The 24237-nt window shown below is 30.7% G+C and carries 21 protein-coding genes; 16 read left to right on the forward strand and 5 right to left on the reverse strand.

The window, feature by feature from the left end; translation table 11 throughout:
* Positions 1 to 72: 72 nt before the first annotated feature.
* The 3 genes from EI71_RS00005 to EI71_RS00015 all read left to right on the forward strand — a co-directional run bounded on the left by EI71_RS00005 (position 73) and on the right by EI71_RS00015 (position 3036).
* Positions 73 to 825 (forward strand): SDR family NAD(P)-dependent oxidoreductase, encoded by a 753-nt coding sequence (locus EI71_RS00005; RefSeq protein ID WP_162849603.1) that lies wholly within the window; start codon positions 73 to 75, stop codon positions 823 to 825.
* A gap of 225 nt (positions 826 to 1050) precedes the next feature.
* The gene (locus EI71_RS00010) at positions 1051 to 2016 is read left to right on the forward strand and encodes a double-stranded RNA binding motif domain-containing protein (RefSeq protein WP_119015189.1); all 966 of its coding nucleotides are present in this window, start codon (positions 1051 to 1053) and stop codon (positions 2014 to 2016) included.
* Positions 2017 to 2091: 75 nt separating this feature from the next.
* Entirely contained in the window at positions 2092 to 3036 is a 945-nt protein-coding gene (locus EI71_RS00015; RefSeq protein WP_162849604.1) for an alpha/beta hydrolase, read from the forward strand.
* Between the two features lie 17 nt (positions 3037 to 3053).
* Here the strand turns inward: EI71_RS00015 and EI71_RS00020 are convergent, their stop codons facing one another.
* Together EI71_RS00020 and EI71_RS00025 are read right to left on the reverse strand one after the other, a co-directional pair.
* A complete protein-coding gene (locus EI71_RS00020; RefSeq protein ID WP_119015191.1) occupies positions 3054 to 3869 on the reverse strand; it encodes a ComEC/Rec2 family competence protein in 816 nt (271 codons plus the stop codon).
* 78 nt (positions 3870 to 3947) lie between these two features.
* Complete coding sequence (locus tag EI71_RS00025) at positions 3948 to 4901, reverse strand: DegV family protein (protein ID WP_119015192.1); 954 nt, start codon at positions 4899 to 4901, stop codon at positions 3948 to 3950.
* Between the two features lie 159 nt (positions 4902 to 5060).
* On the opposite strand from EI71_RS00025, the gene EI71_RS00030 reads away from it, so the two are divergent.
* The 6 genes from EI71_RS00030 to EI71_RS00055 all read left to right on the forward strand — a co-directional run bounded on the left by EI71_RS00030 (position 5061) and on the right by EI71_RS00055 (position 11955).
* Positions 5061 to 6701 (forward strand): DAK2 domain-containing protein, encoded by a 1641-nt coding sequence (locus tag EI71_RS00030; protein ID WP_162849605.1) that lies wholly within the window; start codon positions 5061 to 5063, stop codon positions 6699 to 6701.
* Positions 6702 to 6726: 25 nt separating this feature from the next.
* On the forward strand, positions 6727 to 7287 hold the full coding sequence (locus EI71_RS00035; RefSeq protein ID WP_119015194.1) for a 4'-phosphopantetheinyl transferase family protein: 561 nt from the start codon (positions 6727 to 6729) through the stop codon (positions 7285 to 7287).
* Between the two features lie 2 nt (positions 7288 to 7289).
* On the forward strand, positions 7290 to 9185 hold the full coding sequence (locus EI71_RS00040) for an AMP-binding protein (RefSeq protein ID WP_162849606.1): 1896 nt from the start codon (positions 7290 to 7292) through the stop codon (positions 9183 to 9185).
* On the forward strand, positions 9182 to 10489 hold the full coding sequence (locus tag EI71_RS00045; protein ID WP_119015196.1) for a lysophospholipid acyltransferase family protein: 1308 nt from the start codon (positions 9182 to 9184) through the stop codon (positions 10487 to 10489). The genes EI71_RS00040 and EI71_RS00045 overlap by 4 nt, the downstream gene beginning before the upstream one ends.
* Positions 10489 to 10884, forward strand: coding sequence for a lecithin retinol acyltransferase family protein (locus EI71_RS00050; protein WP_162849607.1), 396 nt, complete (start codon positions 10489 to 10491; stop codon positions 10882 to 10884). The genes EI71_RS00045 and EI71_RS00050 overlap by 1 nt, the downstream gene beginning before the upstream one ends.
* Before the next feature lie 93 nt (positions 10885 to 10977).
* Positions 10978 to 11955, forward strand: coding sequence for a diaminopimelate dehydrogenase (locus tag EI71_RS00055; protein WP_119015198.1), 978 nt, complete (start codon positions 10978 to 10980; stop codon positions 11953 to 11955).
* 16 nt (positions 11956 to 11971) lie between these two features.
* Here EI71_RS00055 and EI71_RS00060 read toward each other — a convergent pair whose 3' ends face one another.
* From EI71_RS00060 to EI71_RS00070, 3 genes are all read right to left on the reverse strand, one after another.
* Positions 11972 to 12814 carry a DUF3473 domain-containing protein gene (locus tag EI71_RS00060; protein ID WP_119015199.1) on the reverse strand — a complete coding sequence of 281 codons (843 nt, stop codon included), beginning with the start codon at positions 12812 to 12814 and terminating at the stop codon, positions 11972 to 11974.
* Entirely contained in the window at positions 12811 to 13773 is a 963-nt protein-coding gene (locus EI71_RS00065) for an alpha/beta hydrolase (protein ID WP_162849608.1), read from the reverse strand. The genes EI71_RS00060 and EI71_RS00065 overlap by 4 nt, the downstream gene beginning before the upstream one ends.
* Before the next feature lie 101 nt (positions 13774 to 13874).
* Positions 13875 to 14165: a hypothetical protein gene (locus tag EI71_RS00070; RefSeq protein WP_119015201.1), complete on the reverse strand. Its 291-nt coding sequence runs from the start codon at positions 14163 to 14165 to the stop codon at positions 13875 to 13877.
* Between the two features lie 109 nt (positions 14166 to 14274).
* Here EI71_RS00070 and EI71_RS00075 point away from each other — a divergent pair, with 109 nt between their 5' ends.
* The 7 genes from EI71_RS00075 to EI71_RS00105 all read left to right on the forward strand — a co-directional run bounded on the left by EI71_RS00075 (position 14275) and on the right by EI71_RS00105 (position 24229).
* Positions 14275 to 15348 (forward strand): glycosyltransferase family 2 protein, encoded by a 1074-nt coding sequence (locus EI71_RS00075; RefSeq protein ID WP_162849609.1) that lies wholly within the window; start codon positions 14275 to 14277, stop codon positions 15346 to 15348.
* Positions 15349 to 15352: 4 nt separating this feature from the next.
* Positions 15353 to 16414: an alpha/beta hydrolase gene (locus tag EI71_RS00080; RefSeq protein WP_119015203.1), complete on the forward strand. Its 1062-nt coding sequence runs from the start codon at positions 15353 to 15355 to the stop codon at positions 16412 to 16414.
* Between the two features lie 49 nt (positions 16415 to 16463).
* Positions 16464 to 17654: a pyridoxal phosphate-dependent aminotransferase gene (locus EI71_RS00085; protein WP_119015204.1), complete on the forward strand. Its 1191-nt coding sequence runs from the start codon at positions 16464 to 16466 to the stop codon at positions 17652 to 17654.
* Positions 17655 to 17665: 11 nt separating this feature from the next.
* Positions 17666 to 18244, forward strand: coding sequence for a hypothetical protein (locus EI71_RS00090; protein ID WP_119015205.1), 579 nt, complete (start codon positions 17666 to 17668; stop codon positions 18242 to 18244).
* A 285-nt stretch (positions 18245 to 18529) separates the two neighbouring features.
* Positions 18530 to 20071 (forward strand): flotillin family protein, encoded by a 1542-nt coding sequence (locus EI71_RS00095; RefSeq protein WP_119015206.1) that lies wholly within the window; start codon positions 18530 to 18532, stop codon positions 20069 to 20071.
* Between the two features lie 82 nt (positions 20072 to 20153).
* Positions 20154 to 22106: a hypothetical protein gene (locus EI71_RS00100; protein ID WP_119015207.1), complete on the forward strand. Its 1953-nt coding sequence runs from the start codon at positions 20154 to 20156 to the stop codon at positions 22104 to 22106.
* A gap of 62 nt (positions 22107 to 22168) precedes the next feature.
* The gene (locus tag EI71_RS00105; protein WP_119015208.1) at positions 22169 to 24229 is read left to right on the forward strand and encodes a CotH kinase family protein; all 2061 of its coding nucleotides are present in this window, start codon (positions 22169 to 22171) and stop codon (positions 24227 to 24229) included.
* Positions 24230 to 24237: the final 8 nt, after the last annotated feature.

The raw sequence follows: 24237 nt of genomic DNA on the forward strand, positions 1-24237 counted from the left end.
TTATACCATAAATAGATATCGATTTATACTTTAAATTAAATTTGAATGTGATATCATTTTATTGGTGATACTATGAAACAATGTGTAATTACAGGCGCAAGCCTAGGTCTGGGTCGAAGTCTATCAAAAAAATATGCCAGTATGGGGTATTCTTTAATTCTTATTTCTAGAAATAAGGATAATCTAGAAAAGCTAAAAGAAGAATTATTAAAGGAATATAAAATAGATATTGATATCATCCCATATGATTTAACGAATGAAACCATAATTTTTTCAAAAGAAATTTTAAATTCTTATTCTAATATAGAAGTATTAATCAATAATGCAGGAATGGGAATTGCAGATTCTATTCTTTATCATGATCCAATAGATGAAGAAAAGCTCATCGATTTAAATATAAAAGCTTTAACTATATTATCTATTGAATTTGCTAAATATTTTAAAGAAAAGGGCTATGGCAGAATCATAAATATATCTAGTGTAGGATCTATGATGCCAGGGGCATATATTTCTAGTTATTATGCTTCTAAAGCATATGTATCTAGCTTTACATATTCTATTAATTTAGAATTAAAGCAATATAATGTATATGCAGTAGCTTTTAATTTACCAAGAATTGATACAGATTTTGATTTACATGCCAAAAGAAAATCAAAATTAAAAAAGGGCAAGAATCCTATGATAATTGCAAATAAGATATATAAAAAAATGAATTCTAAAAAAGGTATAATCAATATAGGCTTATCTACAAAGCTTATGAATTTACTATCTCACATATTTCCAAAATCATTGATTTCTAAATGTATTGGAAGTAAATTGAAATAGTTTTTATTAATAATTCTGGAGGATTTTTATGAAAAAGTATTCTATTTTATATGTTTCTTTTAATGAAGAGAATTATTCTTTATATGTATTTAATACACAATGGTTTCCTAAACCTATAACCTTATAAACCGGCAAGTGTCCGGTTTTTTTATTGACAACAAAATTTCCGATTGCTATAATAAAAACCTAAGGGATAATTATAAAATTAGAGAGGGAATAGTTATTATGAATCCACAAGACATTAAAAGAATTGAAAATATTATTCAATATGAATTCAAAAATAAAAAGCTTTTAGAGGAAGCTTTTATTATAGAGGCAGAACCAGATAATTATGCATGCTCCTCTGAGGTTTTTAGAATTCCAGGTAAAAGAGCTATTAATTTTGCATTAACTCAAATCGTTATGGAAAGATTTGGAGAAATGGGAGAAGATGGATATAGCTTAATTACGGATAAGGAAAGTGTAAATTATATACTTAATAATTTATATACTAGAGATGTATATGCTAGAAATATTCAAATGCTTGGTCTTGCAGAATATTTAAATATTCCTGAAGAAGATGTTTATGATGATATGACAAGAAGATTATTTGAAGCATTAGTTGGTGCTGTAACTATTGATTCAAATTGGGATTTGTCATCTATTACCCCTTTTGTTGGATTCTTATTGGATTCAGATTTTTATATTGAATATGGCTTTGAAGATTATGATAAGCATTATGTAGCTAAAATATATAATTGGTGTGTAGAAAATAATAAATCATTCCCTGTGTATAGATTCCAAATAGAAAATGGAAAACCTGTATGCAAAGTAAAATTTGGTCCATCTATTGTAACTGGTAATGGTAAGAGTAAGACTTTAGCTAAATTTGATGCAGCAAAACAGGTGTATCAAATGCTTGTGGATGGTGGATATATTTTAGAAAGAGATAGTGAAGGATATATTATTGGAGATTTAAAAATGTCTTTGGATGAGGCCGTTGCTTATTTAGATAGCCAATATCAAAATGGTGCAATTGGAGAAATCACGTATTCCTCTGCAGTAGATAGCGAAAAAGGCTATATAGGTGTTTGCACAATTGAAAGTGATACCTTTACAGCCTCTGCAGATGATTTAGATGAAATGGTTGCAATGAAAAAGGCAGCTTATAAAATGGTGAAGCATTTACTTGGATATAGAGTAGAAGAATAAATTGAAAAAAGTCTCTTGTAGACTTTTTTTTATTATATTTTTTGTTGTATAATTATGATGATTTGAGGTACAAATATGGAACTATGGCAGATTATAGTCCTTATTGTAGGTGGACTAGTTTTATTTTTAATAATTTCATATTTCATTTTTCTATATAGCTTATTCCTTGTGTTATTTAAAAGAATGAAGCATGAGGTTTTATTAACCGATGTTGATTTAGAAAAAACACATTATAAGCCTTTTATGGATATGGTCATAAGAAATATTAAAGTATTTTCTATGATTCCATATTATAAAGTATCTATTATGTCTAATGATGGCTATAAGCTATATGGAAAATATTATAAAAATGGAGATTCTAAAAAGACATTAGTCTTTTTTCATGGATACCATGCGGATCCATTAAATAATATAAATACACCAGGCTTAATGATGTTAAAGAAGGGGTATAATATATTATTAATTACAGAAAGAGCCCATGGGGAAAGCGAAGGAAAATATATCACCTTCGGTGTAAAAGAAAAAGAAGATGCATTATTATGGTTATCTTATTTAAATGATAATTATCACCCAGAAAATATTGTTTTATGGGGTGTATCTATGGGATGCGCAACAGTAGAAATGATATCAAATAAGCTCCCATCAAATGTATCCTTATTAGTTTTAGATTGTGGCTTTACAGGGGCATATGAAGAAGTATTATATTCTTTAGAAAAAAGATGTAAATATAAGCCTAAGGTTACAATGCTCTTTTTATCCATCTTTGCTAGACTTCATGGCTTTAAATTAGAAAAAGGAGTCGCAAAGGACTCCCTTAAGGGATGCAAGGTTCCTGCACTATTCATTCATGGAGAAAAAGATTCCATGGTTCCATTATCTATGGGAATGGAAAATTATAATAGCCATAATGGAGTAAAAAAACAGTTAATTATTGATGCAGGACACGCAGTATCTATTTATGTTGGATATAAAGAAATAGAAGAAGAAATAGATAAACTTTTAAATGAACATGTAAAATGAAAAGCCCACTAGGGCTTTTATTGTTTAATGGAGATAGAATTACCAGTTGATGTTATGGTAATATCTCCATTTTTTGTATAATAAGTCTTTACCCCCATTGCAGTTAAATAAGATTCAACTTGGCTATCTCTAGGCTCTTCTAATGAATCTGTAATAATTGCATAGGATGGATTGATCTTTTTAAAGAAGGTACTTGTATTATCTTCAAGCTGTCCATGGTGTGGAACCTTTAATACATCGGATTCTAAATTAGGTGCTTTACTATTTAATTCCTTTAATCTTTCCTTTTCTGCATCTCCTGCAAAAAGGAAGGAATTTTTATTATATACACTTCTTACAACTAAAGAAGAATTATTACTTTGACTATTATTATATGTTTTTGATTCTGGTGGATAAATTGTATAAGAAACATCACCTAAATAAAAGGATGTTTCTTCACTTACCTCTTTAGGAGTAATTTCTTTTTGACTTAAAGCAACCTTGAATGCGGATAAGACATTTGATGTTTTTACCTCATAGGTTTGATAAACCTCTTTTACTGTAAAATTGTTTACTACACTGGATGCACCACCAACATGGTCTTGGTCAAAATGAGTAATGATTAATACATCAACGGTAGAAACATTTAATTCCTTTAATCTGTTAATGAAATATTCACTACTATCTATAGTACCAGTATCAATAATCATATTTTTATCATCATACTGAAGTAGTATCGCATCCGCTTTACCTACATTGAAGAATGTAACTTTGTAATCCTTATTATTTTTACAGCTAGATAAGGAAGCTATAAAAATAATAGAAAGAAGTAAGAATGAGAATAATCTTTTCATTTAGGCACCTCCGTTTTGTTTTATTATAATATAAATATTTAAATAAAAAAAGAAAAATGGCTCATCTGAGCCATCAATCTACTTAGAATTTAAGATTTGTGTAATATATTCCTTTTCTACGGATAAATCCTTAGAAATTTCTGTACCAAAATAATATGCAGCACATAGACCAGGTCCAATGTTGATACCATTTTGTGGATGAACTGTATTTACAATAACTTCCTTAGGCTGGAACTTTTCTTCAATTCTCTTCTTTAATTCTAATGCCTGTTTTTCTCTTGCAGTTTGAGCAATGAAGATAATTTGATCCTTTGGATCACGAATTGTCTTTTCAATATATTTAATACATGCATCATAGAATGCATTATCACCCTTAGTTTTACCAAGAACGCTAGGTAAGCCCTCATAAGAGAATTCAGCTAAAGGCTTAATACCAATCATTTGACCCATGAAAGCCTTAGGTTTAGAAATTCTACCTTTCATAGCTACAAAGGATAGGTCATCTAAGAAGCCCATCTGGTGGCATTTTGATTTATTTTCCTCAACCCACTTTGCACATTCCTCTAAAGTTAATCCTTCAGCTCTTTTTTCTGCAGCACGAACAACTAATAAGCCTAATCCTGTAGAATAACGTAAGGAATCAATTACGATAATCTTTCTATTAGGGTATTCCTCTTTTAATTGTTCAGCAGCCTTAGCTGCAAAATTATAAGTAGCACTTAAACCAGTAGAAATAGTAATAACTAATAAGTCTTCTCCTTTATCTAAATACTTCTTATATTCTTCTTTGAATTCATCAATAGAAGCAGGAGCAGTAGTATATAAGGATTGTTTTGTTTCAGGATTGAAATTCTTTTTTGCTTTAACATCCTTATAGAATTGCTCTGGGGTTGTAAAATCCCATTCTAGTGTAGTACGTCTTTCTGTACCATCAGGTAATGTCATATGTCCCATGACATACTCAATATTAAATCTTTCTCTTAGATCCTTTGTTAAATCGCATGCAGAATCTGATAAAATTACAAAACTCATAATATATAAATCTCCTTTTGTTTTGAAATCTAATCTATTGTACCAAAAAAGCCATATTTTGTAAATCGACAATGTGACATGAAAACGGTCCTTTGTTTACAAAGGACACAAATTGTTTTATAATTAGAATGTTAGAGTATGTCTAATCTGAGGTTTTATATGAGTGTTATGAATTTAGACGGAATAATGTTCCGTAATATGTGTAAGGGTGGTTTGGATGCAATCCTTGCGGTGGAGAAGAAAGTAAATAGCTTAAATGTATTCCCAGTACCCGATGGAGATACAGGTACAAATATGAAGCTAACATTAGAGCATGGAGTAAATGATTCTTATGATACGAAAAGTATTGGAGAATTCTCTTTAAAACTAGCTCGTGGAATGCTACTTGGAGCAAGAGGTAATTCTGGAGTTATATTATCTCAGCTATTTAAGGGCTTATCTCGTCATTTAAAGAATTTTGAAACTATTTCTGCAATCGATTATAAGGATGCGTTAATCTTAGGATATGAAACAGCCTATCAAGCAGTAATTCATCCAACGGAAGGTACTATTTTAACTGTTGCAAGATTAGGTATTGAAAATATTAAAGATAAAATTACAAATTCTACTTCATTTGAAGAATTATTTGCATTATATATTGCATCGATGAAGGATATCCTAAAGGAAACACCAGAAATGCTTCCAGTATTAAAGGAAGCAGGAGTAATTGATTCTGGTGGAGCAGGTTTAATTGCAATATATGAGGGAATGGAGGCAATCATTCTAGGTAAGGAGGTTCCTCATATTTTATCTGTTGATGATAAGAAGAAGGAAGAAGAAATCCTATTTAATGAGGATTCTGTTTTAGAATATGGTTACTGTACAGAATTTATCCTTCAGCTTCAGAATTCCAAATGTGATATAAAGAATTTCAATTTAGATCTATTTATCAAATTCTTAGAAGCTCATGGAGATTCTATTGTAGCATTAAAGGATGAATCTATCGTTAAGGTACATGTTCACACAATGGCTCCTGGTGATATTTTAAATGAAGCCCAAAAGTATGGTGAATTTATTACATTTAAAATGGAAAATATGTCGATTCAGCATAATGAGGTTATAAAGGAAAAGAAAGAAAAACTTCCTCATAAGCATATTGCCTATATTGCAGTTGCTCAAGGAGAAGGCTTTAAAAACCTATATAAGGATTATGGCTGTGATATCATCTTAGATGGTGGTAAAACATTTAATACCTCTGCAGAGGAATTCTTAAATGCAATGGATATGATTGATGCAGATGAAATCATTATTTTACCAAATAATAAAAATGTTCATTTAGCTGCAGAACAAGCAAGAAATATTAAAGATAAGGATCATATTCATGTATTACATACAAATTCCTTAGTTGAAGGATATTTTGCATTCTCTATGATGGATACTGTAGAAGAAGATATTGATGTTCATCAACAAATAGAAAACATGATTTCGGGAATCGAATCTGTTCATAGCTTTGGTGTTACTATGGCAGTTAAGGATTCTAGCTATAATGGTATTTCCATAGCTAGAGGAGATTACATTTCTGTATTAGATGGAGATATTGTATATACATCAAAGGATAAAAAGGAAGCTGTTACATTAGGCTTAAGGAAGATTTCTGATATTGACGAAAAGGAAATTATTATCTTATTTAAGGGTAAGAATTTATTAGAAGAGGAAAAAGATGGAATTATAGAAGCATTAGAAGAAGAATATCCTAATGCGACAGTAGGTGAAATTGATGGAGATCAAGATACCTACGGAGTATTAATTGGTATTAGTTAAAATCTTTAAAAAAGGAGTTTAAGGTATGATAACATTATACATTTATACAACAGATCAAGTTAAAGAAGTAGAATTACCAAAGAATTTAGATGAGCATTGTAATAAATATACACATTCTGTAACTAAAAGCTTATCTAGATATTCTTATTATTTATTACAAGGAAAGCTTGCAAAAAGTGGATATGACCCTAAATTAATTACCTTTGATGCTAAGGGTAAGGGAACTCATCCTCATATTTCATTTTCATTATCTCATTCCAAAGATTATATTGTAATTGCAATTTCAGAGGCATCTGTTGGTGTAGATGTTGAGGAAATCGTAATTGATGAAAAGCTAAATTTAGCTGCTAAAATCTTAACCGATGAGGAATATGAAATATTTGATAGAAAGCTAGATAAGAATGGTTATTTAACAGAAAAATGGACCCTTAAGGAAGCATTCGGTAAATTTTTAGGTATTGGTCTTACCAATTCTGTATTAATGACTACCGTTGAGGGCTTTTCATTAAATGTTAAGGGTGCAGTTGTATCTGTATACCCTAAACAGCCAGTTAAGATGTATTATAACGAAAGAGAGATTAGCTAATCATGGAGAATGTCAACAAGGTCGTTGATATAAGATGCAAGGGCCTTATTAATTCAAATCAACAATTTGAAGATATCTTTAGAGTAATGTTTTCTAAGGAAGATTATATATTAGGTGAATGGAACGATGGCTATAGAATAAAAACGATTAGCTATGGTGAGGCTAAAAGTAAAATATTAAATAAGGCGTATTCTATTAATACTATGTATCCTACTTTAAAGGATTCTTATATCGGTATTGCGATGGAATCTAGTGTCGAATGGATTATTACATTTTGGGCCATTTTAGCTTCTGGAAATAAACCATATTTAGTTAATTTAAGACACCCTAAGGCCTTAATTAATAATTTACTTAAAAGCTTAGATGTAAAATATTTAATTGAAAAAGAAAAAATGGATTATGATGCAGATGTCATTTTATATGATGATCTAACAGAAGAATCTTCTAATTTTACACCTAAGTTTTCTAATGAAATGGCACTATCTACAAGTGCTACTACCTTAAGAGAAAAGATTATTTTCTTTAGCGGAAATGAAATTGCTGCACAAATTTTAAATTGTAAGCAGGTATTAAAGGAAAATAAGCAGGTAAAAAAGCATTATAAGGGTAGATTAAAACAATTAGTATTCCTACCTCTATATCATATATTTGGCTTTATGGCTACATATATGTGGTTTTCTTATTTTGGTAGAACTATGGTTTTCCTTAAGGATTATTCCTCAGAAACCATTTTGCATACCATTCGTAAGCATGAGGTTACTCATATTTTTGCAGTACCTTTATTTTGGAATACCATTGAAAGAGAAATTCTTAAGGGTGTTAAGCAAAAGGGTAAAGAAAAGAAATTTAATAAGGGTTTAAATTTATGCTTAAAGCTACAAAAGTTATTCCCATCCTTAGGCTTATCCTTATCCAAAAAGCTTATGCATGAGGTTACCGATGAATTATTTGGTAAATCTGTATTATTCTGTATATCTGGTGGTTCTTATATAAAAGGGGATACCTTAAGAGTAATTAATGCATTAGGATATCCTTTATATAATGGATACGGAATGAGTGAAATAGGAATTACATCTGTAGAGCTAGGTTCCCTTAAGGATAGATTAAAAAATGCGATTGGAAAGCCTTTTGAATCTATTAAGTATCAGATTAAGGATAATGAATTATATGTATCTGGTACATCTATTTCTCATAAGATGAAGATTAATGGGGAATATGTATATAATAATGATACTTATCCAACTAAGGATATTGTTAAAAAGGATAAGGATAATAGATATTATATTTTAGGTAGAAGTGATGATTTATATATTGGTCCTAATGGAGAAAATATTAATCCAGATCAAATTGAAATGGAATTTAATCTATCTAAGGCAAATCGTTTTTCTATTTTAAATATTGAAGATAAATTATCCTTAGTTATTGAAATATCTAAATATTTATCTAAGGATGCAATACTAGATATTTATAATGAAGCAGTAAATAAAAATAACAAGCTAGATAGCTCCTTAAGAGTAGAAAAAATCTATTTTACTTATGATAAGATTCAAGCAGATACTGCAATTAAGGTATCAAGACAATACTTATTAAAAAAGCTTAAGGATAATGAAGTTAATTTAATAAAAATAGATGAAATTAAAGAAAATAAAGAAGATATAAAAGTAAATCCATTAATCTTAAAAGAGGTTATGGATGAATTTATGAATGTATTAGCCTTAGATAAGGTAGAAGAAAATTCTAATTTCTTCTTTGATTTAAATGGTTCATCTTTAGATTATTTTTCTTTAATTTCTGCATTAAATCAAAAATTCAATATAACAATTACATTTAATCAAGAAAAGAATTTACATACACCTATTGACCTTTCTTTAGAAATAGAGAGGTTAATTAACTTATGAAAAAGTTTTTAACTTGGCTATTCTATTGGATTGGCCATGTTACCTTATGGCCTATCCAATGGATATATTATAGAAAAAAAGTATATTATGAGGATAAAAAGGTAACAAGTAGGAAAATTAAAGGACCAGCATTAGTTGTATCGAATCATAAGGGATTAATGGATTTCCCTATGGCTATGTTTTTATTTCCATTCCATAAGCTATACTGCTTAATGAGTGAGCTTATTTATAACCATGGTAAGCTATTAGCTTGGCTAACAAAAATTGTTGGTGGAGTTAGAGTAGATAGAGTCAATTATGATTTTGGATTTATGGATAAATCCTTGCAATTATTAGATAAAAAGAAGCTTTTAATTGTTTATCCTGAGGGTAAGGTTGAAACTAGTGATAAAATGTATCCATTTCATCCATCCTATATCTTAATTGCTTTAAAAAGTGGTGCCCCAATTATCCCTATTTATACAGATGGTAAATATAAATTTAAGGAAAGATGTCATGTAGTTATTGGTAAAGCTATCTATTTAGATGATTATTGTACTAGTGAAAATCCTTCAAAAGAAGAAATAGATTCTTTAAATAAGATGATAAGAAATAAAATTAGAGAGCTTGAAAGAATCTGTAAGGCTAAGGTAGCTAAGGATACGTATAATCATGGTATTCATTTTAAATTTTTCTTCCGCGATTTAGGTAGATTATTAGCATTCTTGATGAATGTTCATTTTAAGGCTAAGGTTTATAATAAGGGTAAGCATAAGAAGAATTTAAAAATTAAGGGTGGTGGAGTTATTGTTGCAAACCACTCAAGCTTTGCGGACCCATTAGTATTATTAAATGTATTTTGGAGAAGAAGAATATTTATATTAACTGCTGAAATTGTATTTGATGGCCATCCCCATAGATCTTGGCTATTAAATCAATTAGGCTGTGTAAGAATTGATAGAAATATAAATGATATTGATGCAATGCAAAAATGCTTAGATATTGTTAAAAATGGTAATTTACTTGTAATATTCCCATCTGGTCATATTGATAAATATGGCACAATTGATGATTTTAAGGGTGGAGCTGCCCTAATGGCAATTCAAGCAAATGTTCCAATTTATCCACTTTATTTAGGCCCTAGAACATCTAAAATAGGAAGAAATCCTGTATGGCTTGGGGAAAAGATTGATATTGAAAAATTAAGAAGCCATGATAGGCTAAATAAAGAGGATTTAAATAATATATCCCAAGTATTATATCAAGAGGTTAAAAGGCTTGAAGCTATTGCGTTAGATACTAATTCCAAAAAGGAGAAAAAATAATGCCAAAATGGTCTTTAAGAGAAGCAAAAATGGGGGATATCATAAGAGTATCTATTGGTAAGAATATGCATCATTATGGCATTTATGTATCAGACTCTGAGGTAATTCAATATGGAACTGGTATGGATATATTTTCTAAAAAGGAAGATGTATCAATTATCTCTACTACCATTGATGACTTTATAAATGGTAAATTCTTAGAGGTTAGAGAGTATTCCGTAATAGAGAAATTAAAGAAGAATAGCGTAGCAAAAACTATCTCTTTAGCAAGAGCAAGGCTTGGAGAGGCCAAATACGATATATTAAATAACAACTGTGAGCATTTTGTAAATGAGTGTGTATTTAATAAACATGAAAGTCTAGAGGCCGAAAAATATTCGGAGAATCTTAAGTGATTCTCCGTTTTTTTGTATAAAATTTGGTACAAATTCATATTTAACTGTCTTAATATTCGTGGTAAAATTGTTACATAATATGGAGGTATGGAAATGATTCGAATTGGTATTTATGGCTATGGCAACCTAGGAAGGGGTTGTGAGGCAGCAATTAAGAAGAATCCAGATATGGAGCTTGTTGCAGTATTTACTAGAAGAAATCCTAGTGATTTAGTAATTGCAACACCTACTGCAAAGGTAGTTAGCGCTAAGGATGTACTAGATTATAAAGATAAAATTGATGTTATGGTAATTGCAGGTGGTTCTGCAACAGATTTACCTTTAATGACACCAGAATTAGTTAAGAACTTTAATGTAATTGATTCCTTTGATACTCATGCAAATGTACCATCTCATTATAAAAATGTAGATGAGGCAGCAAAGAAGAGCAATCATATTGGATTTATTTCTTGTGGATGGGATCCCGGTATGTTTAGCTTAAATCGTGCAATTATGCAGGCTATTTTACCTGATGGTAAGGATTACACCTTCTGGGGAAAGGGTGTATCTCAAGGACATAGTGATGCAATCAGAAGAATTGAAGGCGTAATAGATGCAAGACAGTATACAATTCCTGTTAAAGAGGCATTAGATAGAGTAAGAAGTGGTGAAAACCCAACTCTTACTACAAGACAAAAGCATACAAGAGAATGCTTTGTTGTTGCTAAAGATCCTAAGGATTATGCAAGAATTGAAAAAGAAATTAAGGAAATGCCTAATTACTTTAGTGATTATGATACTACAGTACATTTCATTACCCTTGAGGAATTAAAGAAGAACCATAATGGTATTCCTCATGGTGGTTTTGTTATTCGTAGTGGTAAGACATCAGATGATATCAATCATGTCATTGAATATTCTTTAAAGCTTGATTCAAATCCTGAATTTACAGGCTCTGTAATTATTGCATACGCAAGAGCAGTTTACCGTATGAGTAAGAGAAATGAGAGTGGCTGCCGCACAGTATTTGATGTAGCACCTAAGGATATTCAAACCGTTTCTTACGAAGAATTATTAGCACATACATTATAAAAAAGAAAAAAGACTGCTAGGCAGTCTTAGTGTATTCACCTAAGGATTTGAATTCAAATCCTTTTTTCTTTAAATATTTTATAATTCTTTCAATTTTCTTTAAATAAGATTTTCTACCAATTCTTACAAAGAACCATTCTACAAATTTAATGTCCTTCATATGAGGGGCTTTTTTTCTTGAAACCTCATATGGGTGAACATAAAACATATAGCAGTCTGTATTTCTAATACATTTCCAAATATAGTATTTAATTACAAACCAAGGAACTAATCTTATATATCCTCCACCAGAAACAGGTAAATGTCCACTATAGGCTCTTACTCTATTTGGTGTAATCTCAAAGAAGGAATCTTTTTTATAGCATAAATGATTTAATCTTTCATAGGTTTCTAAATTTACTTTTCCAGAATTAATAGCTAAATGGAAATTTAAGCTAGAAGAATCATAACTAAATCCATTTCTTTTTAAAATTTCAATATAAGAATCTAATATTCCAAAGCATGGAGCTCTATATCCTTTTATTATTGTATGAAATTCATCTTCTAATATCTTTTTCGATTTTAAAATAGATTCTTCAAATTCCTTTTCATTCATGGATAAAGGAGAAGTATGATCAAAGCCATGAAGTGCAAGCTCATGACCATTTGTAATAGCTTCCTTTAAAAATGGTCTTGCAAGAGGAAGGCTTGAGCATAATGTGAAGAAGGTACCTTTAATATTATATTTATCTAAAAGATGAACATAATCAATCATAGCTTCTTCACAGGAATATTTTTCCTGATACTCTACATTTCTTCCTTTAAAGCACTCAATATCATAATAGGATTCTACATCCATTGTCATAAAGGCATATTTCATAGATTTCTTTCCTTTAAGAAGGTTTTAATTGCATTATCATATTCCTCTTGATTATTAATACGAATATGAGAATGAGCACCCTTATCAAACCAAACAAACTTTTTATCTGATTTACATAAATTATATAAATAGGTTGCATATTTTGGTAAGGAGAAGATATCTTCCTTAGAATGAATCATTAATATAGGCTTAGTTAATTTCTTTATTTGTCTTTCTGGTTTGATTCTTAATTGGTTACTACCAGTATGAAAGAATATAGCAAGCATAACTAAATATGCTAAGAAGGATGCAACAGGAGCACCTTCAGCAATCATATGAGTTTTCATTGTTGCATGGAAGCTTTTAAACATACCATCGACACATAATCCTGTAACATAGGATGGACAATCCTTAGAAGTAATGGCATTTAAGCAGGTTGCAGAGCCAATACAAATACCATGATAGAAGACCTCTTCATTATGGAATTTATCATGAACTAATCTAGTCCATCTAAGTAAATCCTTAGCCTCTTTAATACCAGCAGTAGAATGCTTACCATCCGATAGCCCATGAGCTCTTGGGTCAATAACTAAAATGTTATAGCCAGCCTCTTTATATGGTTTAGCAAAATAATATGTATATAATAAGGATTCTGTTCTACCTTGGTGGATGATGGCACATTTTTTATTGCCAAAATCAAAATATCTACCAACTAGATGTAATCCATCATAAGAAGTGATTTCACAATCTACTCCATATTCTTTATTTTCTTCGCCCCAAGCTTCTCCAATTTCATACATTTGAACTTGTTCAACATTATCTGGTGCAGAGCATGCTCTACCCCACATTTCTTTATTCCTTCTTATTAATTGCTTCCTATAAACTTTTTCTGCAATGATATAAAATGGAAGTATTCCAAATAAAAATAGGAAAAGAATAATGGATGCGATTACGATTAAAACAATCATCCAAGGTTCCATAGAATTCTCCTTTCAAAAATAAAAGCATTTATATCTTACAATATTTTTCGTCTCATTTCAAAGAAAAAAAGAAGTGCTCGACTTCTTTTTCATCGCCTGTATTAATAAGCTACATTTTTAAGTATTACAAAAATATATAATGCAAACATTAAAATGGCTAAAAAGCAACCAATTGAATTAAGAACAATACCAGTTACAGCCTTATTATGTTGGATTACAGATTTTGTACCTAAACAGGATAATACTAAGCCTGGGATACCAAAGCCTAATCCTAAATATAATCCAGCCATTGGAATAAAGCTTACAAAAAAAGCAACAAATCCACTGGCAAAGCCTGCGATTGCGAATGCCCTCCATGGACCTCTTGGTTCGTTATTTGTTTGATTTTCCATGTTTACACTCCCCCTTTGCCATAATTATACTATATAATTCATGAATTGAATAGAAATTTTCTTTTTGGATATGGTATAATCATTTTATAGATTTAAAAGGAATATTATTATGGAAGCAAAAGAATTAATTATTGTAATTCCGGCATATGAACCAGATTATTTATTGCCAGAATTAATTGACAAATTAAATGAATATTTTACAGGTCATCAAATGATTGTAATCAATGATGGATCTAAGGGAAAAGATGAGCTATTTGAACAGGTTAAAAATAAAGAGAATGTAACTTTATTAACTCATGAGGTAAATAGGGGTAAGGGAGCTGCCTTAAAAACAGCATTTGCCTATATTAAAACTTTAGGTGAAAGTTATGTAATCGTTACTGCAGATAGTGATGGACAGCATAAGCCAGAAGATATTTATAGAGTATATAATTTCTACAAGAAATATAATCAAGGATTAGTATTAGGCTCTAGAAAATTTGATGGAGATATTCCAGCGCGTAGTGCATTTGGTAATAATTGTGCTAGATTCTTGCTTCAAATGTGTAATGGAATAAGATTAAATGATACCCAAACTGGCTTAAGAGCCTTTGGGTCAGATTTAATCCCATTCCTATTATCTATTAAAGGAGACCGCTACGAATATGAAATGGATATGCTAGCACTAGCATCTAAAAGAAGCATTCCAATTCATGAAATTGCAATTGAAACAATTTATATCAATAATAATGCTTCCTCTCACTTTAGACCAGTAAGAGATTTTACAAGAATTTGTAGTGTTATCTTAAAGCATACATTACCATTATTTATATCTTTATTCTTTTATATATTAGGCTTTGTATTCTTATATTTACAATTTAAAAATCATGAAGCATTAAAAGAATATCGATTTGGTATTGGTATAGTTGCATCAGGTATCTTTGCACTATTCATTCATTATGTAATGAATGCATTAAATATATGTAATGGAAATCGTTATGTATATAAGAATAAAAGAAGTTGTATATATTACATATTTGGAAGCTTACTATTAACAGAGATTACCTTAGGTATATCTTATATGCTATGGTATTTAACAAAGTTAAGTGTATTAGCATTTATTTTAGGTATAGTGATTTCTTTTGTTTTATTAATTTTAGAGGTTTACATCTTCGCATTAAAATCCAAATTATACGAGGAGTGATAATATGAACGAGAAGACTTTAAAAAGATTAATTCAAGCAGCTGGGATTTTAGCAAATCCTACAACAGGACCTTCTGTTGCTGTATTTATGAATGTCTATGATAAGGCCTTCTCTAGATATGAAAGGCCAGATTATAGCTTAGTCCCTGGCCTTTATTTTTATGATAGAATTAAAGAGGATTTACCAAGAGAAGAAATATCCTTTATGAGTGGTAATGTAAGATTACAAGGATATTATTATAAATGTAAAAATCCTAAGGGATTAGTTATAACAGCCCATGGACTACATAGCGGGGCTGATGATTATTTGCCTATTCAAAAATATTTTTATGATCATTCCTTTAATGTATTTTCCTTTGATTACAAAGGAACATATTCTTCGGATGGAGATTCTACTGTTGGAGCTTGCCTAGCTTTAGTAGATTTAGATTCTGCAATCAAATTTGTAAAAAGTGATGATAGATTTAAAGGATTACCTATCTTTTTATTTGGACATTCCTGGGGAGGATATGCCGTATTATCTGTATTATCTATCCATAAGGATATTAAAGCCTGTGCGGCGATATCTCCTATGGTAAATGGTCATTCGATTATTAATGATAAAGCTTATGAATATGCAGGGCTTATGTCTTATATGACAAAGCCATATATTATTGTTTATCAAAGATATTTATTTAAAGAATATGTAGATTATGATGCAGTAAAGGGTATTAATGAATCTAATATTCCATGCTTTATCGCTCATGGAATAGATGATAAGGTAATTAATTATTTTACCCAAAGTGTAACTGCAAAAAAGGATTTGATCACAAATCCAAATGTTATCTTTTATGATAGTATAGGATATCATGGAGATCATAATGATATATTATTATCCTTTGATGCAATATGCTATAAAAAGGAAATAGAATCTATATTAAAAATAGAAGAAAATAAGAATCCAAATTTTAATTTAGATGATAAAAGAGAGTTTTATAAAAATATAGATCATAAAAGATATTCTAGTCCGAATTTAGATATTATGGATCCTATTTTAAATATGTTTTTAAATACATTGGATAAATAAGATAAAGTTGTGGTAAAATAGTTTTAATAACTTTTTGGAGGAAATGATTATGGTAAATGAGAAGAGTTTTCTATTAGGTAATACTGGTTCTGCAATAAGAGAACTATTTGAATATGGTAAAAAAAGAAAGGCTATAGTAGGAGAAGATAATGTATTTGATTACTCTATTGGTAATCCATCCATTCCATCTCCTAGTATTGTAAATGAAACATTAATAAAGTTATTAAAAGAAAAAGAGGCTACATCCTTACATGGATATACATCTGCAGTTGGAGATTTGAATGTAAGACGTGCTATCGTAGAATATATTAATAAGACTTATTCTGTAAATGAGAAGCCAGAGCTTGTTTATATGACTTGTGGCGCTGCAGCATCCTTAACTATAACAATGAATGCAATTTTAAATAAAGGGGATGAAATCATCGCTCTTGCTCCATTCTTCCCAGAATATAGAGTATTTTGTGAGAAGGCAGGGGGTGTATTAAAGGTAGTTCCTTGTAGAAAAGAAGATTTCCAAATTGATTTTGATTTATTAGCTAAATCTATTACAAAGAATACGAAAGGTATTATTATTAATTCCCCAAATAATCCTACAGGAGTTGTATTTAAAGAAGATACAATAAAGAAGCTTGCAAGCTTACTAGAGGCAAAGGAAAAGGAATTCAATACAGATATTTATATTATTTCTGATGAGCCTTATAGAGAATTAGTATACGATAAAGAAACTATCGTTCCTTATGTAACAAAATATTATGCAAATACAATTGTATGTTATTCATTTTCTAAATCTATTTCTTTACCTGGTGAAAGAATTGGTTATATTTTGGTTGGCGCAAATTGTAAGGATGCCATAACTGTATATAAGGCTATTGCTGGAGCTGGTAGAAGCTTAGGATTCGTTTGTGCTCCTGCATTATTCCAATATATGATTCCATCTATTTTAGGTCATACATCTGATTTATCTATCTATAAGAAGAATAGAGATTTATTATATAAGACTTTAACAGATTATGGTTATCAAATAGCTTTCCCAGATGGAGCATTCTATTTATGGGTTAAGGCTTTAGAGGATGATGCAAATAAATTTGCAGAGCATGCAAAGAAATTTGAATTATTATTAGTACCTTCCGATTCCTTTGGAATGGGAGGCTATGTAAGAATTGCTTATTGTCAGGATCCTTTAATGATTGAAAGATCACTTCCTGCATTTAAGAAGCTAATTTTAGATTATAAGAAGTAGAAGGTATAAAAATGGAGATTAGAGAATGGAATTCAATTACTGCCTATGCAGTATATAAAATGAAGAAATGCTTCTTTGACTCCATTTTTTCTATTTTGGGGCTTTTATTCATTTATTTTGTTATATTGGAATCCTTCTATCATTTAGAATGGGTAAAGAATGGTGAATTAACATTTGATATTCCTAATTTTTTAAATAATTTCTTTTTTACAGTAATTGTTATTTTTATTACTTTGGGTTTTTTTGTATTCGCATTACTTATATATTTAATAATTGTAATGATTAAAGAATATAAGAAAATAAGATATTATAAAAAGCCTAGGTTTTCTATTATAGAAATAAAAGAAATAGAATATGATTATAAGCTATGGCAAACAGCCTCTAAGAATACTTTTCATTCTCAGGCAATTAAAATGCGGATAGATAGTGAAGAAAGATTATTTAAAACACCAATTATATTTACAAATAGTAAAAGAATTGGAGTATTTAAGATACCACCGATTTTGCAAAGCCATTCTTATGTTAGAGGTAGATGTGAAATTGGCTATGATCCTAAGAAAAATGAGGCAGTTATATTGTCTATACTATAAGTATAGAGTCTATCATGTACGATTTTTTACGATTTTTGTTGACAACAATAAAATAGTGTTATTAAATAATAGTGTAAGTGAATAATCCTTTTATCAATAAGGGAGTAAAAAGCCAGGCAACTGGGATGTTGACTCGTCAGAACGATAACGTAAGTTATCCGGGCACATTGAAATTTTGAGACTTTTGATACTAATGTGTCGGGAGTCTTTTTTTTGAGAGTGCTGATGGGTTAGGGAGAGGGATTGTTACTTCAAAAAATTGAGCATTTCAAGGAGGGTATATAAATGAATGCATTAATGTTTTTATTATCTGGCGGCGGACTTGCAGCATTAATTATTGGTATTGTTGTAGTTGTCGCATTGTTGATTGTATTCTTCGCTTGTGGTTATGTTAAGGCTGCACCCGATACTGCAATCATCATTTCTGGTGCAGGAAAGAGAAAAATCTTAATTGGTAAGGCAGGATATCGTCTACCATTCTTCCAAAGATTAGATAAGCTTTCCTTAAGGGTTTTCCAAGTTGACATTAAGACAGATGAGGCTATTCCTACATCTAACTTTATCAACATTCGTGTTGATGGTGTTGCTAACTTAAAGATTTCATCTGACCCAGAGCTATTAGCTAGAGCTGCAGAGGCTATCTTAAATATGAGAGAAGATGAGCTAATTAAGCAGGTTCAGCAGGTTTTACAGGGTAACATGCGTGAAATCATTGGTACAGTTGATATCAAGAAGCTAGTTCAAGATCGTCAGGGTGTTGCTCAGAGCGTTAAGGAAAATGTAGTTCCTGATATGGCTAAGATGGGTATTGAGGTTGTTAACTTTAATATTCAGTCCTTCTCTGATGACAACCATGTAATTGAGAACTTAGGTATTGATAATATTTCTCAGATTTCTAAGGATGCTGCAATTGCTAAGGCTAATGCAGAGCGTGATGTTACAATCGCTAAGTCTTTAGCTGAAGAAGCAGCTAACCGTTCTCGTGTTGATGCAAATCAGAAGATCATTCAGCAGAATACTGAATTAAGCTTAAAGCAGTCTGCATTAAAGCAGCAGACAGATACTGCAAAGGCTACTGCAGATGCAGCATATGCAATTGAGGAGCAGAAGCGTCAGCAGGAAATCAACATCGCTAAGATCAATGCCGATATCGCAAAGAGAGAGCGCGAGGTTGAATTAGGACAGAAGGAAGTTGAACTTCAGGAAAGAAAGCTACAGGCTACAATCAACAAGCAGGCAGATGCTGAAAAGTATGCTAAGGAGCAGGCTGCACAGGCAGACCTATTCGCTCGTCAGAAGGCTGCAGAAGCTAAGAAGTACGAGTTAGAGCAGGAAGCTGAAATGCAGAAGATTAGAGCTGAAGCTGAAAGAGTAGCTAGAGAAAAGGCTGCAGAAGCATTAAAGTTTGAAGCAGAGGCTAAGAAGCAGGCTGCACTTGATGAGGCTGCAGGTATTGAGGCTAAGGGTAAGGCAGAGGCTGATGCTATCTTAGCTAAGGCAGAAGCTATGAAGCAGTATGGTGAAGCTGCAACATTACAGTTAATCTTAGATTCTAAGGTATTACCAGAAATGGTTAAGGCATACAGCGAGCCAATGGCTGCTGCAATGAGCCAGATTGATTCTATCACTATGTACGGTGAAGGAAATACTGCAAAGCTTAATGAGGAAATTACTCGTAATGGTACTCAGATCTTTGCTGGTCTTGAAAAGGCTACTGGTCTTGACATTAAGTCTTTATTAGCTGGTTATTTAGGAGGCAAGCTAATCAATAAGGCTGATGCTCCTAAGGCTATTAAAGAGCCAAAGGCTAAGAAAGAAACAGAATAATAATTTATGTAGGGGGTATCTTTGATACCCTCTATTTTTTTTCATTTATTTTTGGTAAAATTAAATTCTAGGTGGTGATATCATGAAGAAAAATCTATTATCTATAGCTTTACTATCTCTTTTTTCTATATCCTTTACAAGCTGTAAAGAAAAAGAAGAGATATCTACAACTATAGAAGAGACTATAGATTATAATGATTATTCCTCTTATGAAATAAAATCACCAAGCTATGATGTACCAAAAAGAAATAATAAGAATGAAGTCACCTACTTAGATTTATTTAACCTAGGAAATAAAATTACTATAAGAGTTGATATAAAAGATAGTGAGCTTCGAAAGCTTGAAGAGGATTATTTAGAATTTGAAAGAACCGGTATTAAAGGGGAAATTTATCGCCACTGTGATAGTGTAACCATTACTATGGTAAATTATGATAAAACCTTCTCCTGGGAGTTTTTAGATGTAGGAATTCGTCAAAAGGGAAATACCTCTAGAGGGCATGTGTATGAGAATGGTAGTCTTTCCCGCTTGAATCACTTTAAGCTATCCTTTGATGAAACCTTTGATAGTGAAGAATATGGAGCTGATAAGGTATCTTGGGTAGGACGTGAAGAAGAATATACCCTAAGAAAGAATAGAGATTTCTTAGGATTATCTGGCCTTGATTTAAGAAGTAATGCTCAAAAGGATTCAAGCTATATAAGAGAAATATACGCAAGCTATATGTATAGAGCTTCAGGCTTATTAACTCAATATATTGGCTTATCCAAATTTAATATTTTCCAAAGTGATCAAAAAAAGAATAATAAAATGGGTGTTTATAAGATTTATGAGCCTACCACAAAATCAATGATTAAAAGACATCTAACGGATGAGGATTTATATAATTTTGGAAACTATAATGATGAAAAGAATGGTGCATATGGAGCTAACGCTAAATATGGAGATTTATATAAAGCCAAATGGAGTGGAGATTTATCCTTTGATGGAATGTATGGCAATCTAGTTGGAGTTAAGGATATATTAAAAGGCGTCTATCCAACCTATGAAAGAAAAACCAATAAGGATATTGAATATGATGATCACTTGCTTAAGCTTGCAGGTATTGCAATATCCTATGGAAATTATGCAGATATCGATAAATATGTTGATTTAAAATATTTTGCAAAAACAGAAGCCGTTAGCTGGTTTTTAGGTAACCCAGATGATTTAAGAAACAATGTTAATAATACAATGTATTATGCAAAAAAGATTGATGGTAAGGTTATCTCTATTCCTATAGATAATGATAGAGTATTAGGTCTAACCTATGGATGGAATCCAGATAAAGAGGGATGCTCTAAAAGAGATATCTTTGATTTAGAAAGGGCTGGATATGAAAATACACAAGTATCGGATATCTATAAAAAGACTATACTTTCAGAAGATACCAATTTATCTAAGATTATTTATTTAAATCATATAAGGGCACTAGCTAAATCCTTGTGGGTAGAAAATGCTACATTTAATGAATATTATAATTTGGCTAAAAAGAATTATTCGAATTCTGTAAAAAGTGATTTTCATTATGTAGAATTTGAAGAGAATAATACTTATAATGATTTCACATTTAGTGAATATGTCACTGAAAAGCTAAAGCATGTCGATTTTGATTTAGACTTAGGAGAAATCAAAAACATAGGTGAAACTAAGGATTTACCAACCCTAGAGGATTTTAATGGATTCTATGGAGATTTATATATTTGTGGAGATATGAACCTTTGGAAAGGTACAACCTATCCTATGGAATATTTAGGGGATGGTGTTTATACAATTACCTTTATGCCATTTATGGATAGTAATGCATTATATTTGAAGATTTATGATGGAGAATATTGGAGAATCAATTGGTCTATAAAGGATGGTAAGCTATTGATGTATGATACAGATGCCATCTATATTTCAAATCCATCTTCAAAATTAGTTCTTACAATTACTATAAATACAATAACAAAAGAGGCTAAAATCAAAAGAAGCTATCAAAGCTCAACATAAATGGGCTTTTCTTTTTAAGCTTTTAATGTTAAAATGAATTCAGCAAAAAGGAGAAGAGAAAAATGAAGAAAAAAATTTTAGCATTAATCCCTTTTATTACGGCATTAACCGCTTGTTCTTTTACAAGCGCACCTAAGAAAACTACAACAACAAATGGCACAGAAGAAACTACTACTAGTGGTATTGGAGAGACTACTACTAGTACAACAATTGGTGAAACTACAACAGGTACTTTGGAAACAACTACAACAAATCCAACTCCTACAACAACAAATCCAATTGTTGTTGAGGATCATACAGTAATTCCTACATATACATCTAGTGATATTACTTTACAAGCTCCAGATTTTTCAACAAGAAGAATTCCAAATCAGGATTCTGTAAAATATGAGGATTTATTTAATTTAGGAAATACAGTTTCTATTTCTATTGATATGGAAGATAGTGAGCTTGAAAAATTACAAAGTGACTTAGATTATTATACTTCTACACACTGTAAGAGCCAGCTATATCGTCATTGTAAAAGTGTAACGATTACACTTAAAAATTATGAAAATACATTCTCTTGGACTATAGAAGATGTAGGTATTCGTCAAAAAGGTAATACATCTAGAAAGGATGAATGGCCAATTATAGATGAAAGTGGAAGTCTTGCATCCTTAAATCATTTCAAGCTATCCTTTGATGAAACATTTGATGACGCTGCATATGGGGCTGACAGAATCGATTGGTCAAGTGATGCAGCAGGGTATGCACTAAGAAAGGATAGAGAATTCTTAGGCTTAACTGGCTTAGATTTAAAATGGAATAAGAATTATGATGGAACTCATATTAAAGAAATTTATGCACATAAGCTATATAAGGCTTGTGGTTTAATATCTCAAAATGCTGGATTATCTAATTTTACAATTAATCAAGTAGATAAATCAGAAAGCTATGATATGGGTGTATATACTATTTATGAGCCAGCTAAAAAGTCATTAATTAAAAGAAATTTACAAGATAATGATATTATGAATTTTGGTACTTGGAATGAAGAAAAGAAGGGCTCCTTTGGTGCTAGTGATTCTAAGTATGGTGATTTATATAAATGTAAATGGGGTATTGATTTAACATATAACAATATGAATGGTGATATTGGTGTTGGATCTATGGATGGTACATATACTCCATTGTATGAAAGAAAAACAAACACAAGTGATACTACATATTCGGATTCCTTACTTAAGGAATTAGGTAGAGCTGTTGCAACAGGCAATATCGATAAGATTAGAACAAAGCTTGATATGGAATATTTCTGCGCAACAGAGGCAGTAAGCTATTTTGTTGGTAATCCAGATGATTTAAAAAATAATACCAATAATACAATGATTTATATGAGAAGAAGCGATGGAATGGGTATTACTATTCCTATCGATAATGACCGTGCCTTTGGTATTACTAAGGATTGGAATGTTCATGATGGTATGATTGATGTTGGACCTATGGATACAAATATGGCTCCTAGTGGTAATTCTGTAATTAATTTATATAAGAATACTATTTTAAAGAGCGGTAGTGCTTCAAATAAGCTATATTTAGCTTGGATTACTGCACTTTATAATAGTGATTGGTTAAAGGATTCTACATTTGAAGAATTATTTAATATTGCTAAAAATACATATGAAGGTACTGTATCTTCTGATTTTGATTATATTGGATTTAGTTTAACAGATTCTAATGTATCCTTCTCTAATTACATAACAGCTAAAAAGAATTTATGTAAGAATTATTTAGATACTAATCCAGAAGATGGTGGAGATGAAACAGATGGTGATTATGGTAACCTTTATATTGCAGGTTCTCTAAATGGCTGGAGTGGAAAAGATTATCCATTTACTTATTTAGGAGATGGTGTTTATACAATTACATTTACTCCTAAGAATGTAAGTGGTAATAAGATTGAATTTAAGATTAATAATGGTGAAGGTTGGGATGTCATCGACTGGACTATTGATTTATCTAATAATGAATTAGTTATGGAAAAGAGTGGTAATTGTGTATTAACTGGAGTTACAACATCTTCTGTAATTACAATTACATTTAGTACTATAACAAAACAAGTAGATATTCAAATTTTATAAATGAAAGA

Source organism: Anaeroplasma bactoclasticum (genome assembly GCF_003550015.1).
Taxonomy (GTDB): Bacteria; Bacillota_I; Bacilli_A; order Acholeplasmatales; family Anaeroplasmataceae; genus Anaeroplasma; species Anaeroplasma bactoclasticum.